Origin of the sequence: Paraburkholderia franconis (genome assembly GCF_009362735.1) — a bacterium.
In the GTDB taxonomy this organism is placed as follows: Bacteria; Pseudomonadota; Gammaproteobacteria; order Burkholderiales; family Burkholderiaceae; genus Paraburkholderia; species Paraburkholderia franconis.
The window spans coordinates 43266-60108 of sequence record NZ_WHNP01000032.1; the positions used below are offsets into that span (position 1 = coordinate 43266).

The window sequence follows — 16843 nt, forward strand, 5'->3', positions numbered from 1 at the left end:
GCGCACTTCAGAAGATGACATAGACCTTGCGAAGGGTTTCATCGACTTCCCATGTGCCTTCGGTGTTCGCCGCGAAGAAGGGCGTATCGCCGCCTATGAAGTGGATCGTGTCTTCGCCATCGGGTGTGAAGCGGCCGCTGCCCGCCAGAAAATGCATCACTTCCGCCTGCTTGACCGCGCGGCGATAGGTGCCGGGCGTGCATTCGAATACGCCCGTATCGATCGCCTCGCAGCCCGGAATGACCTTCTGCACGCCGGATACCCTGATTTCCTGCGTACCCGGCAATCCGGCCGTGCCCCAGTCTTCGAGTCCTTTTAGCGCGATGCTCTGCCTGATCTGCTGAACTTTCACGGCCTCGCCCTTAGATGGATTGAATGCGCCGTTCGATCTTGCCGAGCCGCACAACCGTTACGCCCGGCCGCAACTGACGCAGCGAGGGCATGACGAGCATGCAGTCGTCGTAGGGTGTCTTCACGGGATCGCCATTGGTCCAGCCGATCACGCTGCCGGCTTCGGGAAATACTTCGAGGCCGGTGTAGTCGCCCGCGAAGCGGAAGTCCATTCTCTTCGCGACGACGGGCTCCGTCACGCGCACGACGAGCATTTCCTGCGGCGATGCCTGAATCCAGCCAGCAAGCACGTCCTCCCTGGCGACCACACCGGACAGAACGAGAAAGCGCGCCGTCACGTCGCGCGCGACCGTAACGGCGCTCGCTTCCCAATGCTGTCCGCATTCGATGAGCAACGCGTTCTTCCTGCTCGATGGATCACCGAAGCCTTCGTAGTCGCGCATGCGCCGGCCTTCGGGATGTCCTTCATCGCAAATGACGGTCTCGGGCGTGCCGAGCTTCGCCGATAACTCGATGCCTTTGTCGAGCGGCCCCGCGACGATCAACGGCTTGCTCTTCTCATGCATTGAATGCAAGTCGAGCAGCAGATCGACGGTGTCGATGACAGGCCGCATCGCGCGGGCACGGCGCAACTCGCTCGAATCGGCCGAGGCGTCGTCGAGCGTGTGCGCGGTCCATACGCGGTTGAAGTCCTGATCGACAAAGCGCGATGTATCGGGCTTCTCCGCATCGAAGCGCGCGTAGGCATCGACGTTGGCGAACGCGAGCGTGAGCTTGCCGCGACGCGGCCGCAGCTTCGCGCGCAGCAGTTCGTCGACGACGATCGCGCCGCACACTTCGTTGCCGTGCGTGAGCGCGTTGATCATCACATGAGGGCCGTCGATGCCCGAATCGAACGTATGCACATATGGCACGCCCGCGTTGCCCGACGCATGCACACTGATATCGGGAAACGTGATCTCGATCGGATAAGCGTTCATTCGAGGCCACCCTGGCAGAGATACTTGATCGAGAGGTAATCGTCGAGACCGTACTTCGAGCCTTCGCGTCCATAGCCCGATTCCTTGACGCCCCCGAACGGCGCGGCCTCGCTCGAAATCGCGCCTTCGTTGATGCCTACGAGACCTGCTTCGAGCAGACGCGACACGCGGTCGATGCGTCGCAGATCCTGGCTGTAGAAATACGATGCGAGGCCGAAGGGCGTATTGTTCGCGGCGCGGATGGCTTCGGCTTCATCGTCGAAACGAAACAACGGCACGACCGGGCCGAAGGTTTCCTCGCAGCTGAGCTGCATTTCGGGGGTGGCGTCGGCGAGGACGGTGGGCGCGTAATAGTTCGCACCGAGTTCGGAGCGGCGCTTGCCGCCGGTGAGCACGCGCGCACCGCGTTTCACCGCGTCGTTCACATGACGCTCGATCTTTTCAACCGCGCGCGCGTTGATCATCGGGCCGATTTGCGCGTCCGGGTCCGTCGCGGGCGCGACCTTCAATGCGCAGACGCGCTTCGCCAGCAAGTCCGCGAACTTGTCATAGACCGACGACTGCACGTACACGCGATTCGGGCACACGCACGTCTGTCCGCCGTTGCGGAACTTCGATGCCATGAGGCCGGCGACGGCGGCATCGAGATCGGCGTCGTCGAACACGATGAAGGGCGCGTTGCCGCCGAGTTCCAGCGACAGCTTCTTCAACGTGCCCGCGGATTCGCGCGCGAGATACTTGCCGACGGGTGTCGAGCCCGTGAAGGTGATCTTGCGTACGCGGCCGTCTTCGAGCCAGTCGGCGACGGCTTCCTGCGCGTTGTCGCGCGATGCGCTGATGAGATTCAACGCGCCCGCCGGAACGCCTGCATCATGCGCGAGCATCACCAGCGCGAGCGCGGTGAGCGGCGTATCTTCCGCCGGCTTGCCGATGACGGTGCAGCCCGCTGCGAGCGCGGGGGCGATCTTGCGCGCGATCATCGCGAGAGGGAAATTCCACGGCGTGATCGCCGCGACGATGCCCACCGGCTCCTTCACGGCGCTCATGCGCTTGCCGCGTTGCTGCAGCGGAATGATGTCGCCGTAGATGCGCGTGGCTTCATCCGCGAACCATGCGATATACGATGCCCCGTACATCACTTCGCCACGGCCTTCGGCGAACGGCTTGCCTTGTTCGAGCGAGATGAGACGCCCGAGCGCGTCCGCGTTTTCGACGATCGACGCATGCCAGCGATGCAGCACGGCTGCGCGATCCTTCGGCAGCGTATCGCGCCAGGCGGGGAAGGCGCGGGCGGCGGCGTCGGTAGCGGCGCGTGCATCGGCGGGGCCGCTGTCGGCGACTCGCGCGATGACTTCGCCCGTCGCGGGATCGGTGACGGCGAAGCGCTTGCCACTCGCGGCGGGCACCCATTTGCCGTCGATGAAGTTGTCGGCGCGAATCAGGTCGCTCAACTCATATCGTTGCGTCATGATGGTCTCCAGAGAGATCAGGCGAGCAGTTGCGCAATCGCTGCCCCGACTTCCGTTGTCTTTGCCGTGCCGCCCAGATCGCCCGTGCGCGGGCCTTCCTTCAATACCGCCGAGATCGCGGTAAGCATCGCATCGTGGGCGTCACGCTCGCCGAGGAAATCGAGCATCATCGCAGCGCACCAGATCATCGCGATCGGATTGGCAATGCCCTTTCCCGCGATATCCGGCGCGGACCCATGTACTGGCTCGAACAGCGACGGGAAAGTGCGCTCCGGATTCATGTTCGCCGATGGCGCGATGCCGATCGTGCCCGTGCATGCCGGGCCGAGGTCCGAGAGAATGTCGCCGAAGAGGTTCGTAGCGACGACCACATCGAAGCGATCCGGATTCAGGACGAAGCGCGCGCACAGGATGTCGATGTGCTGCTTGTCCCATGCGACGTCCGGATATTGGGCGGCGATTTCAGCGGCGCGTGAATCCCACCACGGCATGCTGATCGAAATGCCGTTGCTCTTCGTCGCCACGGTGATTTTCTTCTCGCGCTTCTGCGCCAGATCGAACGCGAACTTCAATACACGCTCCGCGCCTTTGCGCGTGAAGATGGAAGTCTGCGACACGAATTCGCGTTCGGTGCCTTCGAACGATACGCCGCCGACCGACGAGTACTCGCCTTCGGTGTTCTCGCGCACGATCATGAAATCGATATCGCCCCCCTTGCGGTTCGCGAGCGGCGAGGGCACGCCATCGAACAAACGCGCGGGCCGCAGATTGATGTACTGGTCGAACTCGCGGCGGAACTTGAGCAGCGAGCCCCACAGCGAAATATGGTCCGGCACCGTCTGCGGCCAGCCCACCGCGCCGAACAGAATCGCATCGGCGTCTTGCAGCTGGGCTTTCCAGTCGTCGGGCATCATCTGGCCGTGCTGCGCGTAGTAGTCGCAGCTCGCCCACTCGATGTGCCGGTATTCGAGCGCGATGTTGAACCGCTTGCTCACGGTATCGAGCGCGCGCAAAGCTTCGGGCATCACTTCCTTGCCGATGCCGTCGCCCGGAATCACGGCAATGCGATAGATGCTGGACATGAATTACTCCGCGTGAAGTTGATAGACGAGGAAAAGCACGCGCGTGCATAAAGCGCGTGCGTGCTTTCGAAAAGGAAAGTAAGAGGCGCGCGCCTCAGTGATGGTGCGGCGAAAAGAGCGTTTCGAGCGGGTAATGCGACTTCACGAACGACGTCTTGATGATGACGTAGCTGAAGTACTTTTCGATGCCGATGCCGCGCTCCAGCAGCCCCTCGATGATGCTTTGATAGTGGCTCACGCTGCGCGTGACGAACTTGAGCAGGTAGTCGTAACCGCCGCTCGCGAGATGACATTCGACGATCTCGTCGACATCCCTCACCGCATTGACGAAGTTGATGAAGTCCTCGCGGCGATGATCGGCGAGCGTGACTTCGGTGAAGACCACCTGCACGTCGCCGAGCTTCTCCAGTTGAATCTGCGCACCATAGCCGACGATATAACCCGCCTTCTCCAGCCGCTTCACGCGAATCAGGCAAGGGCTGGGCGACAGACCGACCGCGTCGGCGAGCTCCACGTTCGTGATGCGCCCGCGTTTCTGCAATTGCGAAAGGATACGCAGATCGATTCGGTCCAGCTTGCTGTCGTTGCTCATCGTGACGGGTTCGGTCTTGCATGTCGGCGGTCGGTCGATGTTATCACGCGGCCGCGCGAGAACCACATCCGGAATCGCCCTTCAATGCGGCGCGCACGTCGCTTTGTGCGAGCACGTCGTCGAGCGTTTTGCAGACGCGCTCGAACATCATGTCGAAGTTCGCTTCGGTATAGCACAGCGCCGGCGCGAAGCCGAGAATGTTGTCGCCGAACGCGCGGAACACGAGGCCATTGCGATATGCCGCCGCGGCGACGCGATCCGGAAGCTTCAGTGATGCATCGAAGCCACGCTTGCTATCCTTGTCGGCGACCAGTTCGAGCGCGCCGAGCAGGCCGCGATGACGCGCATCGCCCACGAGCGGATGGTCGAGCAGCGCATCGAGTCCCTGCGCGAAACGCGGTGCCCGCGCCTGGGCGTTCGCGAGCAGGCCGCCTTCGTGATAGAGCCGCATGACTTCAAGACCGATGGCCGCGCTCACCGGATGCGCGGAGTACGTGTGGCCGTGACCGATCGCGGCCGATACATCGCCGCCATCGGCAATGCCCTGATAGACCGCATCGGACATGAGCACCGCGCCCATGGGCGCGTAGCCCGCAGTGAGGCCCTTCGCGACCGTCATCAGATCGGGCTCGACGCCTTCGCCTTCGCATGCGAAGAGCGGGCCGGTGCGACCGAAGCCGGTGATGACTTCATCGGCGACAAAGAGGATCTCGAGCTTGCGGCACGCTTCGCGCATCGCCCTCAGCCAGCCGGCGGGCGGCACGATCACGCCGCCAGAGCCTTGAATCGGCTCGCAGAAGAATGCGGCGACGTTGTCCTCGCCGAGCTCCGCGACCTTCGCTTCGAGCGCTTTCACCGATGCATCGATGAGTGCGGCGTCATCGGCGTAATCATTGCGATACGCATACGCCGACGGAATGTGATGCTGCGTCGCAAGCGGCAGATCAAAGTTGCGATGAAACGCAGGCAACGCGGTCAGGCCCGCACCGATAGACGACGACCCGTGATAACCGCGTTGCAGCGCGATGCAGTGCTTCTTCGACGGACGGCCCGTCGCGTTGTAGTAGTGCGTGATGAAGCGCAGGGCGGAATCGACCGCATCCGAGCCGCCGAGCGTGAAGTACACGTGTTGCAGCGATGGGGGCGCGAGTTCCACGAGCTTCGCGGCCAGTTCGATCGCGGGCTCGGAGCCGAAGTGGAAGTAGCCGGTCGCGTAAGGCAGCTTCGTCATCTGCTTCGCGGCGGCCTCGACGATGCTCGCGTGCCCATAGCCCGTGTTCACGCACCACAGGCCGGAGAACGCGTCCAGTAGCTGATTGCCTTCCATATCGCGCAGGAACACGCCATCGGCGGAATCGAGCACGGTGACGCCGCGCGCTTCATGCGCACGGTAGCTGACGACGGGATGAATCAGATGCTTACGGTCGGACTCGACAAGCGACTTGATCGACATGATGCGGCTCTCTCTTTGTGCGGACAGTGTTCGAAATGGCTCGTGACTGTTTCATACTATCGGCAGAGCCGCATCGCGCGTGTCGCCAAAAAAATCACCAAAAAGCGAGAATGCGGCGTTTTTCGGGGGGCTTGCAGCATTTTGTGCTGCGCGCTTCGCACAGCGGTTTCAGTAGCCGCGCGTGCGGTCGATCTCGCCGATCATGCGCTCTCCCGCGCGATGGCGGCGCAGATTTTCCAGCACCACGTCAACGGCAGTCTCGGGACGCGTCGCGCTCGCGATATGCGGCGTCAGGCGCACGCGCGGATGCGTCCAGAACGGATGCGTCGGCGGCAACGGTTCGGGCTCGGTTACGTCGAGAATTGCGGCGTGAAGATGGCCGCTGTCGAGCGCATCGAGCAAGTCCTGCTGAATCACGTGCGGGCCGCGCCCCGCGTTGATGAAAGACGCGCCTTCGGGCAGCGCCCCGAACACGCGCTTGCCGATGAGACCGCGCGTGGCATCCGTGAGCGGCAGCAGGCACACGAGGATATCGGTGCGCGCGAGGAAGGCATCGAGCGATTCGATGCCCGCATAACATTCGATGCCTTCTATTTCATGCGGCGAACGGCTCCAGCCCGCGCAAGGAAAGCCGAAAAGACGCAGCGTGCTCAGCACCGCCGTGCCGAGCATGCCGAGTCCCAACACGCCGATGCGCCGCGTCGACGCCGCGCGCACGGGCCTTTCACGCCATACGCGCTCGCGCTGCTGCATGGCGTAATCGAAGAGGTCGCGATGAATCGTGAGTACCGCCTGCGTCACATATTCCACCATGCCTTCGGCGATGCCCGGCTCGGTCATGCGCACAACCGCGACGTGCGGCGGCACGCTCGACAGATCGAACTGATCGATGCCCGCGCCCACCGAGAAGATCACTTTGAGATTGGGCAAGGTCTGCATGATATCGGCGGGCGGCTGCCACGCGGCGAGATAGCGCACGGCAGCGGGATCGCCAATATCCGGCCACAAACGGAACGGCAGGTCCGGCGCTTTTTGCGCGAAGCGTTGCGCCCATTGCCTGCCGCGTTCGGGATCGGCCTTATAGAGAATGGTCATGAATCAGCCCAGCGCCTGGTTGATGATCGCGAATTGCGCGACGGATGCATCGTGCTGCAGCGTGCCGTTGCGCGCCATCTTGATGACCGTATCGACGCGCTTGAGACCGGCGCCTTCGAGCCAGTCCGACAGACCGCTTTCGTCCGGCGTGTCGATGCGGGTGAACTTGCCTTCGTAATGCGCGAGCCAGTGCGCGATGAGCGCCTGCGCGCGGCGCACGTGTTGCTGGTCGGCGGTGAGGGAAACGACTGGGCCGATCGCGTGGCCGCGCCCGAACTCGCGAATGAGTGCAAAGCCCACTGTTTCGCCATCCCGTTCGAGCAGAACGCCTTGGGCGACGTTCAAGAGCGAAGGCAGCAGCGCGCTTCGGTCAAGCCCGCTCGCGCGCGATGCGAACGCGACGAGCGCTGCCGTATCGCGCGGCTCGAACGCGCGCACGCTTTCGCCTGTCTGCAACTCGACGCGAGGCGCAGTGAAATCGGCGGATTGATGCTGATGAATCGCGCCGATGCGCCTGAACCCGAGCTTTGCATAAAGCGGCTCGCCTGCGGGCGTCGCGTGCAAAACGGTGATGCGATTGCCGAGCGCTTCGAGCAGCAGGTCCATCAGCTTGCGGCCTATGCCTTTGCCCTGTTGATCGGGCGCGACGATCACCATGCCGAGCGAGCCGCCGTCACCGCCATACTTCCAGCACAGCGCGGTGCCGACCACACGCTCGCCATCCTGCGCGACGAAACCCGCGCCGGCATCCAGCACGAAGCGCCAGTCATCGGCGCGATGCGGCCATTTGACGTCGAGTGACAGCGCATGTGCGGCGGCGATGTCATCGACGGTGAAGGGGCGGTAGAGAAGGGTGGATGCTTCGGTGGCGGACATGGGATGCTCCACGATAGGGATTCCTCGCTACTCTGACATGCCACGGAGGCGGCAGCATAGGATGATCCTGTTGTCTTCGATTGCGTGGATGCGCCGCCGGACTTGGCGCTGGCACGTTGAGTTGTTCGCGACGCAATGACCGAGAGGGAGCCCGTGCTCTCAGAAAGCGGACGAACCTTGGGTGAGCTCAGTGAAGTGACGCCATGCGACAAAGTGCGCGGCGAGCGGGTTGCGATAAAGGGAGGCGCGTAGCAAATGTCTCTTGAGCGCGAAGTGCTGCCGAATCGGGCCGAAGCTCGACAGGAACGCCTGGGTGCGTTGAGGGACTCGGAAACCACGCATCCGACGCTCGCGTTCGATCACCACCATGGCCACACACGCCGCGCCTGTTGCGTCACGAGCCTGCGGGGCGCAAGATGGGATCGCCAGCCGCTTACGAAGCTGCTCTCCGCCCGCGGACTACAGCGTCGGAATTACACCCGGAAGCTCAAGGTGGTATTCCACGCGCTTGACGCCGGGCACACCCTCGGCCGCAATGCGGATCGCGCGCTTTTCCTCCTCGGACTCGATCACGCCCCATAGATGTGCGACACCGTCCCTGACAAGCACCCCCTGTTTCGGCAGCCCCCAAGGTTTCCCATGCATTTCGAGAACGATCGCGTCGCGCAGGCTCGCATCGTCGTGTGAAGCTGAATTAACGGCTGGCGCGGCGCTCGCCAGTGCGCGGATCAGGTTCGAACGGCTCACGATTCCGACCAGCTTGCCGTCTTTGAGCACCGGCACGCGTTTGAGATGCCGGCGCTCCATGAGGTCGGCAATCTTGTCGAGCGGGAAGTCCTCTGAAATGGAAATCACCTGGTCGCACATCACGTCGCCGACGACATGACCGTGCTCCTTCACGTACCTCGCGGCCTGCTCGCGCGGCGACGATGACCTTTCCGTCCGCGTCGACGACGGGCATCCCGCTGATGCCGTTGTCGACGAACAGTCTCGCGGCGTCGTGGATCGTCATGTCTGGTGTGGCGGTAACGACGGACGTAGTCATGATGTCGAGTGCGCGCATGATCGTTCCTTCAGCGTGTCGCGACGGGTCCCCATCTGCTGCACCCGTCGCACAGTTTCGGCAGACGCACCGACGTCGGATCGCCGGTGCTGAGGCGCCTTGGTTCAATAGGCAAATGTGATATCGGGTTGAGGGCGCTATCTTTTGTGAAAGGCTCACTGTGGCCGGGATCTTCGTACTGTTCTTCCAATGATGCGTGGCCACAAATGGTCGGGGCTACTCACGCCCCCAGCCGGCCCAGCATGGCGATGAGCGCAGGAAGCACAAACGGCAACACGACTGCCGATACGATCCCATTCATGGCCATGCCGAGACCCGCGAATGCACCAGCCTCCTCACTGATCTGGAACGCCCGTGCCGTGCCTATGCCGTGCGAGGCCACGCCGATCGCGAAGCCTCGCGCGTCGTCGCGCCGTACGCCTACCAGTCCGAGCATGAGTGTGGATATCACGGCGCCCGTAATGCCAGTGACGATCACAATCGCCGCAGTCAACGAGGGAATACCGCCGACCTTGGCCGATATCAGCATTGCGATGGCTGCCGTGACCGATTTGGGTGCAAGCGAGACGACCGTCGTTGCCTGGCAGTGAAACAGCAATGCGATTGCGACCGCCGACAACACGGCCACGGATGATCCCGCCAGCAGCCCGCACAGCAGCGGGAAACACGCACTTCGCAGTTTGTGAATCTGACGGTATAGCGGAACCGCCAGCGCGACAATCGCCGGACCCAGCAGGAAATGAATGAACTGCGCCTGTACGAAATAGACGCGATAGTCGGTGTGCGTCAGCTTCAGGACGGCGATCAACATCATCACCGCAATAGCGACGGGATTCGCGAACGGATGATTCCGGCACCGGGCATGAAGCCAGCGCGCGAACAGATACGCTCCGATCGTCAGGGCGAGCGCCGGTACGGGGGAATCGCTCAGGTACGCGCGGGCGAGCGTGGTGATCTCCGGCGTGGACATGGTTGCCCCCTTTGCGGATGAGATGCCGTGCCCTGTCTGCTAACGCTGCGCCTCGACGGAGGGGACCGTGGAGCGTTCGCCACTGTTGCGTCTTTGCAAAAGCGCACACGTCACGATTCCGGTAACCGCGACCGAGAGGGCCGTGCTAACGACGATCGCCAGCAGGATGGCGATCAGTTGACCGTTCAACGCCCCTGACAGCCCGACGACACCCGCACCGGCTGGAATGAACAGAAGCGACAGGTGATTCAGAAGTCCGAGCGCCGGCTTTTCGAGCCGGTGTCCGACGGACGGCGCGGTCGCCAGTAGGGCAGTGAGCAGGACCATGCCGATGACAGGTCCCGGAATCGGCACGCGCATGATGCGCGCGAGCAGTTCGCCGATGCCCTGGAATGCAATCAATGTCGCGAAGGTGCACACGACGGCGACGTCGCCGCTTACAACTGCGTTGGGTCGTGTGCTGCGCAATGAAAGGTGCATGTCAGCGCTTCGCATGGTGCGCCTGCCGGACGCACCGCAGAGCGCTTTCATTGAAGAACGATCAACGCAGAGATCAATTTCAGTGTGGCTGCATGTGGTTGTGAATTTAGCGGGCGCCGGACATGCCGGGGCACGCCGGGAAGCGCCGGCTCAAGGCGCGCGCCGTGCAGTTCTTGCAATCAGGCGTCGATAACAGCTTTCTCGCTTTCTGACCAGAGTTCGAGAACATCGAATCGACTCATGTCTGTATCGACGCTGGCCTGAACATCAAGGAACCAGCGTTGTGAGGGCGCGCGCACTTCTGGCACAGATTGACAGGACGTCTTTCCGATCAGGCGTCAGTTTCCACCGCCATAAAATTCGTTCATCCGATTCAGTGTCCCATCCTTCTCGGCGCGGATCAGTTCCTGATAGACCTGGGCGCGCGTCTTGCCGACTCCCGCTCCGCTGGTGCTGCCTGCCGTCGTTCCGCCGACGGAGTCGGTCGTCATCGCGGCATTGCTGTCGGAACCCGTATTCGACGGAGTAGCGTCATCGGCATGGACCTGCATCGCATACAGTGACAAGGCTGCGACGGGAATCAAAATCATGGCTTTCATCGCATTCTCCAGCATGGTGCATTGACATTGCCGACGCGGCGCGCCGGCAGTGACGACTGTATTCGCTGGTCAGATGCGCATGAATAAGGCGCCCGTCCTAAAAGAGACTCGGGGGTTGCCCTATTCAGTTTGCTGGCTCCATTCTATTAGCTTTCGATTCACTTGATGTTTTGGAATCCAGAATATAGTCAATTATGCACTTCATGTACATGATGATGCGTTCATATTAGCTACACGTTCCTCAGCATCGGAAAAAGTGGCGAAGTGATCACTTCAGTGACAATCGCCCACTCCCAGTGGCTTGGGTCGAATTTCGAATACGGAGTGGGCTGGGCAGGAAATGCGTGTCCGGCTTTGCCGGGTTGCGGCCCGACGTGCGGCTGAAGGTGATTCGACGCTCCTATCAGCTTCGTCAATTCTTGGCTACACCATCAAAAAGAGGTAACTGTGAAATTCATCAGCCGCATCGCCGCGTCTACAACGCTCGTGGTAGTCGCTTTCGGTCTCGGAACGTTCGCCCAGATCAAGTTCTTTCCGAAGACCACCGACGACAACCCGGTCGCGCGTATCGTCCTCAACATCGAGTCCTGGACCAGCTAGTGAAAATGAATAACCCGGAAGAATCAATGGAAGGTCTTGCACCGCGCTCATGAAGCGAATCGGCGGCGGTCGTCCGGACAAGGACGGCCTATACATCGCACGTTCGGAGGCCCGCAGTTTGATTCGGGGAGCGGCCGCGGAATGACCGGGTGATGCCGATGGTGAACGGCTACAGATGGCCGCAAGCACCAGTTCGGCGAACGCGACCGCTTCACCGATCGCACGCCCGCCACCGTCGACGAGCTGTACGAACGCATCCGCGGAACGGCCGCGCAGGGGTATGCGGTTAGCGAGTGGTTCAACTTCAAACGATCGTTCATTAGAACGAGTGGTGAATGCCCGTCAGCACGATCGCCTGATTGCGTCCGCTCGAAACGCCCGCCGTGAAGAACGCAGCATTCGCGCTGTCGTTCGCGTGCTCGTACAGCACGTCCACGTAAACCTGCGTGCGCTTCGACAACGCATAGATATCGCCGATTTCGAACTGCGTCCAACGACGGCCCGAGAGCGTCGTCGTCGCGGCGCCGCCCGCGAGCGTATTGGCGGGCGTGAACTGGTAGTTCGTGCCCGCGTCCCAGCTCTGATAGGTGTCCGAGAAGCCGTTCGACTGCAGCTTCACGCGCGTGTACAGCCCGTGCACGAGCAGCTTGCCGAACTGATACGAGAGGCCCGTACCCATGTTCTCGACCTTGTCGGCGGAATAGGTCGCAGCAGGCATCCCCTGGAATGTGTTGATGCCCATCGTGACGATCGACGGCGTGCGGTTGTGCTCGTTCGAGTACACGGCGGCCGCCTTGAACGGGCCCGTTCGCGTAGCTCAAGCCGAAGCTTAGGGTCTTCCCCGTCGAGAAGTTCGTCGTGTTGCCGAGGCCCATCATCGCGCCGATCGTAAAGCCCGCGTAATGTGCATCGTAATGTGCCGCGCTTGATTCGACGCAAGTGATTCGATGCAATGGCCTCGCCGGTGGCGAGGCCATTCGTTTTGGCTGCATCAAACGATCACGAAGTCGTCGCGAGCGACACAAGTGATTTGATGCAATGGCCTCGCCGGTGGCGAGGCCATTCGTTTTGGCGGCATCAAACGATCACGAAGTCGTCGCGAGCCGCATCGCCATCTCGCGGCGTGCGATTCAGCTTTTCACGCGCGCCGAAGCGGGATCGTATGGTGCTTTCAGATGCAGCGTGGCAGGCAGCAGATCGCCGGCGACATCGATCTGATAGCGGCCACTCGTGAGCCACGCTTGGTCGAGCGCGCCATCGTCGTCGCGCTTCACGTAACCCATCGCGACCGGGCAGCCGAGCGTATGCCCGAACGCCGCCGACGTGACGAAGCCCGCCACCTTGCCATCGCGCAGGATCGCCTCGCCGCCCCATAGCATGCGATCGCTTGCGCCGTCCGCGGTGAGCACGATGAGACGCTTGCGCAGCGGCTCGCCGCGCAGCTTGACGAGCGCATCGCGCCCGACGAACGGAATGTCCTTGTCGAGCTTGCACGCGAACGCGAGCCCCGCTTCGAACGGGTTCGTATCCGGCGACAGCTCGCGTCCCCATGCGCGATAGCCTTTCTCGATGCGCAGCGACTCCAATGCGTAATAGCCCGCGTTTTTCACGCCGAAACGCGCGCCCGCCTGATGCAGCGTTTCATAGACGCCCACCGCGAATTCGACGGGCACATACAGCTCCCAGCCGAGTTCGCCGACGTAGGTGATACGCGTCGCGCGCACCGTCGCATAGCCGATATCGACTTCGCGGCTCTGCCCGAACGCGAATGCCTCGTTGCTCCAGTCGGCCTTTGAGACGCTCGCGAGCAGATCGCGAGCGCACGGTCCCATCACCGCGAGCACCGCGTATTGACCGGTCACGTCGACCAGCATGCAGTGGCTGTCGTGCGGAATGCGTTTGGCGATCGTGTCGAAGTCGCGCGTGGTTTGCGCGGAGCCCGTGACGAGCAGATATTCGTCGGCGGCGAGACGCGTGAGCGTGAAATCCGATTCGTAGCCGCCGCGCGCGTTGAGCATGCCCGTATAGACGGCCGTGCCGGGCGGCACCGAGACATCGTTCGCGACGATCTGTTGCAATACGGCTTCGGCATCGCGTCCCTTGACGAGAAATTTGGAGAACGACGTCATGTCGAAAAGGGCAACGCGTTCGCGGCATGCGCGATGTTCGTCGCCGCTCCAGGGCAGCCAGTTCTGCTGGCCGAACGCGTAGTCGATGCGCGCCTGCTCGCGCGTCGGCGCGAAGAAGTTCGCGCGTTCCCAGCCCATCTTGCTGCCGAAGCATGCGCCTTCGTCCCGCAGCAACGCATGAAGGGGCGAGCACCGGAAGGGCCGTGCGCTATCGAGTTCGCGATTCGGCCACGGCATCGCGTAGTGCAGGCCGAGCGTTTCCTTCACGCGGTCGTGCAGCCATGTGTCGTTGCCGTTGAAGCGCGCGAAGCGTCGAATGTCGACGGGCCATAGGTCCATCGTCGGCTCGCCCGCGACGATCCACTCGGCGAGCGCCATGCCCGCGCCACCCGCCGACGCAATCCCCATCGAGTTGAATCCCGCGCCGACATAGAAGTTGCGCAGCTCGGGCGCTTCTCCAAGGATGAAGCTGTTGTCGGGCGTGAACGACTCCGGGCCGTTGTAGAACTGGCGCACCTGGGCCGTCTCCAGCGCGGGCACGCGCTGCAGCGCGTTCTCCATCAGGATCTGGAATTGATCCCAGTCGTCGGGCAGCAACTGGAACTCGAAGTTCTCGGGAATGCCGTTCATGGCCCACGGCTTCGCATCCGGTTCGAAGCCGCCCATCACGAGGCCGCCCACTTCTTCCTTGAAGTAGATGTAGCCATCGGGGTCGCGCATTACTGGCAGATCGGGATGCACGCCCGCAATCCTCTCAGTGACGATGTAGTAGTGCTCGGCCGAATGCAGCGGCACGGTGACGCCGCACAGGCGTCCCACGGCCTTCGCCCACTGGCCCGCGCAATTGACGACGATCTCCGCCGCGATCGCGCCTTCATTGCCCGCCTTGTCGCGCCACGCGACGCCGCTCGCCTCGCGGCCCTTGCGTGTCTGCCGCGTGTGGATCGCGGTGACGCGCGTGTTCTCGGCGATACGCGCGCCGCGCCGTCGTGCGCCGCGCGCGAGCGCCTGCGTCAGATCGGTCGGGTTCGCCTTGCCGTCGCCGGGCAGCCAGACGGCACCGAGCAGGTCGTCGGTGCGCATCGGCGGCCACAGTTCGCCTGCTTCCTTCGGGCCGATCACGTCGCACGTCACGCCATACGCGCGCGCGACGGCGGCCGTGCGCTTCAGCTGCGTCATCCGCTCGGCCGTGCGCGCCACCGACAGCGAGCCGCATTGCTTCCAGCCCGTCGCGAGACCCGTGTCCGCTTCGAGCTCGGCGTAGAGCGCCGTCGAATAGCGGATCAGCTTCGTCATGCTTTCCTGCGCGCGCAACTGGCCGACGAGCCCCGCCGCATGCCACGTCGTGCCGCACGACAACTGGCCCTGTTCGAGCAGCACGACATCCGTCCAGCCGAGCTTCGTGAGATGCCAGGCGAGCGAGCATCCGATGATGCCGCCGCCCACGATGACGACGCGCGCCTGCGTCGGAAGATTGGTTGACATGTGTTGGATCTCGCCGGGATGTGTGGAAATGAGTTGAAATATGTGGAAATGATTTACTGGGTACTGTGCCGCAAAAATACGCACAATGCAACGTTTACGGGCACATTCAAGCAAGCGCGCAGAGCGAGCTTTGTGTGGAATTGCTTGGATTTATGTTGGCCTCGGGCAGGCGCGTCTGATAGACTCGCGCCAAATTCCAACCGCCGCCGCCGATGTTCGCCACCCACCGACAGAACGAGATCCTGCGACTCGTCCGCGCGCAACAGACCTGCACGATCACCGATCTGGCGAACACGTTCGCCGTGTCCGATGAAACGATTCGTCGCGACCTGAAGCCGCTCGTCGCCGAAGGGCTGCTCGTCAAGGTGCATGGCGGCATCATGTTGCCCGCGCAACTTGACGAGCCGCCGTTCCGCCGCCGCATGGTCGAGCAGCGCGACGCCAAGCGCGCGATCGCGGCGCGCATCGCGCAAATGATCGGCGACGGCGATTCGCTGCTGCTCGACGGCGGCACGACCTGCGTGCATATCGCTCACGCGCTCGAATCGCATTCGCGCCTGACGGTCGTCACCAATTCCGCTGAGATCGCGCGCCTGCTCGCGCCGCGCAACGGCAACCGCGTGCTGATGGCGGGCGGCGAACTGCGCGCCGACGATGCCTCTGCTGTTGGCGAGAGCGCGCTCGCTTTCGTCCGGCAATTCCATGTGCGTTATGCGATCGTGTCGGTGACGGCCATCGACGCGAAGGGGCGCTTCATGGATGCGCAGCCCGCCGATGCCGCGCTTGCGCTCGCGGCGTTCTCGCAAGCGGAGCGGCGCGTCGTCGCCGCCGATCACACGAAGTTCGGCCACAGCGCGCTCGCTCATGTATTCGGCCCGGACGGTCTCGACATCCTCGTCACCGATGTCGCGCCGGCTGCGGCGCTGTCGAAGGTTCTGGCGGCGGCTGGCGTCGAAACGATCTGCGCGGCGTCCGCGCCGGGTGAGGCAGGCGGGGCCGGCATCTGATCGAGTGCGGCAGGCCGCATCAGCCGCGGACCTAAAGTGCAGCGCCGCAAGAGCCGCTAACCGGATCGATGGGACCGTCCTGGGCTCGCGCATTGGCCTGTGAGGCCGATAAGCCGCTTATCGCCGGGATCGGCCGATTTAACGAAATGGTTCACCGGCTGCCCAAAAATGAGAGGTTAATTGACTGATTGAATTCGTTCTAATAATCTTCACCCCGATTTAAATCGAAAGCGTCAACGGCGACGCTCGAATTGTTAAATCTTTCCGGTTACTGGCACGGACTCTTTTATTGCGTGAATGTTAAATCCGCAAAAGGACGTTTGTGATGCAGTGCCACATGTGCCGGCGGGTTTGTCCGGCGGCCGGTTGTCAGTTGCCTGCCAGTCATTTCCAGCTGCGAAAGGCTGTGACACTCTCGCGTAAAGCGGGCAGCGGCGCTCGTTTCAGGGCGGCGGCACGATTAGCCTGTGAAGTACCGCAGAAAGCAAAATGCAAGAAAAATCCGCTCGCACCAGGCGGTCAAAAGAAGTCGATTTCGCGCCTCTTATAAACCGGCATTTCGATGAGCCGTAATAGGGTGCGAAGGCATTAAAGCAATATCGGGCTATCAAG

14 protein-coding genes and 4 pseudogenes are annotated in these 16843 nt (G+C 62.5%); 3 read left to right on the forward strand and 15 right to left on the reverse strand.

The window, feature by feature from the left end:
• Positions 1–7 precede the first annotated feature (7 nt).
• The 13 genes and pseudogenes from GCT13_RS28430 to GCT13_RS28490 all read right to left on the reverse strand — a co-directional run bounded on the left by GCT13_RS28430 (position 8) and on the right by GCT13_RS28490 (position 11010).
• Entirely contained in the window at positions 8–352 is a 345-nt protein-coding gene (locus GCT13_RS28430) for a cupin domain-containing protein (protein WP_321574673.1), read from the reverse strand.
• 10 nt (positions 353–362) lie between these two features.
• Positions 363–1331: a M14 family metallopeptidase gene (locus GCT13_RS28435; protein ID WP_152763741.1), complete on the reverse strand. Its 969-nt coding sequence runs from the start codon at positions 1329–1331 to the stop codon at positions 363–365.
• Complete coding sequence (locus GCT13_RS28440) at positions 1328–2800, reverse strand: NAD-dependent succinate-semialdehyde dehydrogenase (RefSeq protein ID WP_152763743.1); 1473 nt, start codon at positions 2798–2800, stop codon at positions 1328–1330. Before GCT13_RS28440 ends, GCT13_RS28435 begins: the two co-directional genes overlap by 4 nt.
• A gap of 17 nt (positions 2801–2817) precedes the next feature.
• Positions 2818–3882, reverse strand: coding sequence for a tartrate dehydrogenase (locus tag GCT13_RS28445; protein ID WP_152763745.1), 1065 nt, complete (start codon positions 3880–3882; stop codon positions 2818–2820).
• A 94-nt stretch (positions 3883–3976) separates the two neighbouring features.
• On the reverse strand, positions 3977–4474 hold the full coding sequence (locus GCT13_RS28450) for an Lrp/AsnC family transcriptional regulator (RefSeq protein ID WP_152763747.1): 498 nt from the start codon (positions 4472–4474) through the stop codon (positions 3977–3979).
• A 43-nt stretch (positions 4475–4517) separates the two neighbouring features.
• A complete protein-coding gene (locus GCT13_RS28455) occupies positions 4518–5927 on the reverse strand; it encodes an aspartate aminotransferase family protein (RefSeq protein WP_152763749.1) in 1410 nt (469 codons plus the stop codon).
• Positions 5928–6095: 168 nt separating this feature from the next.
• Complete coding sequence (locus GCT13_RS28460; protein WP_152763751.1) at positions 6096–7022, reverse strand: 2-hydroxyacid dehydrogenase; 927 nt, start codon at positions 7020–7022, stop codon at positions 6096–6098.
• Positions 7023–7025: 3 nt separating this feature from the next.
• Positions 7026–7898, reverse strand: a complete 873-nt coding sequence (locus GCT13_RS28465; protein WP_152763753.1) for a GNAT family N-acetyltransferase — start codon at positions 7896–7898, stop codon at positions 7026–7028.
• 159 nt (positions 7899–8057) lie between these two features.
• Positions 8058–8255 (reverse strand): annotated as a pseudogene (locus GCT13_RS28470) (IS6 family transposase); the annotation flags it as partial.
• 102 nt (positions 8256–8357) lie between these two features.
• Positions 8358–8961, reverse strand: a pseudogene (locus tag GCT13_RS28475) (CBS domain-containing protein).
• Between the two features lie 220 nt (positions 8962–9181).
• Positions 9182–9931: an LrgB family protein gene (locus tag GCT13_RS28480; RefSeq protein ID WP_152763755.1), complete on the reverse strand. Its 750-nt coding sequence runs from the start codon at positions 9929–9931 to the stop codon at positions 9182–9184.
• A gap of 39 nt (positions 9932–9970) precedes the next feature.
• Positions 9971–10411 (reverse strand): CidA/LrgA family protein, encoded by a 441-nt coding sequence (locus GCT13_RS28485; protein WP_193727777.1) that lies wholly within the window; start codon positions 10409–10411, stop codon positions 9971–9973.
• A 338-nt stretch (positions 10412–10749) separates the two neighbouring features.
• Entirely contained in the window at positions 10750–11010 is a 261-nt protein-coding gene (locus tag GCT13_RS28490; protein WP_193727778.1) for a DUF4148 domain-containing protein, read from the reverse strand.
• 447 nt (positions 11011–11457) lie between these two features.
• Here GCT13_RS28490 and GCT13_RS48565 point away from each other — a divergent pair, with 447 nt between their 5' ends.
• Together GCT13_RS48565 and GCT13_RS51330 are read left to right on the forward strand one after the other, a co-directional pair.
• Positions 11458–11610 (forward strand): hypothetical protein, encoded by a 153-nt coding sequence (locus GCT13_RS48565; RefSeq protein ID WP_193727779.1) that lies wholly within the window; start codon positions 11458–11460, stop codon positions 11608–11610.
• A 204-nt stretch (positions 11611–11814) separates the two neighbouring features.
• Positions 11815–11904, forward strand: a pseudogene (locus tag GCT13_RS51330) (IclR family transcriptional regulator); the annotation flags it as partial.
• Positions 11905–11929: 25 nt separating this feature from the next.
• Here the strand turns inward: GCT13_RS51330 and GCT13_RS28495 are convergent.
• Together GCT13_RS28495 and GCT13_RS28500 are read right to left on the reverse strand one after the other, a co-directional pair.
• Positions 11930–12512 (reverse strand): annotated as a pseudogene (locus tag GCT13_RS28495) (porin); the annotation flags it as partial.
• A gap of 228 nt (positions 12513–12740) precedes the next feature.
• On the reverse strand, positions 12741–15224 hold the full coding sequence (locus tag GCT13_RS28500; RefSeq protein ID WP_152763761.1) for a GcvT family protein: 2484 nt from the start codon (positions 15222–15224) through the stop codon (positions 12741–12743).
• 212 nt (positions 15225–15436) lie between these two features.
• On the opposite strand from GCT13_RS28500, the gene GCT13_RS28505 reads away from it, so the two are divergent.
• Positions 15437–16231: a DeoR/GlpR family DNA-binding transcription regulator gene (locus GCT13_RS28505; RefSeq protein WP_152763763.1), complete on the forward strand. Its 795-nt coding sequence runs from the start codon at positions 15437–15439 to the stop codon at positions 16229–16231.
• The last annotated feature ends 612 nt before the right edge of the window (positions 16232–16843 follow it).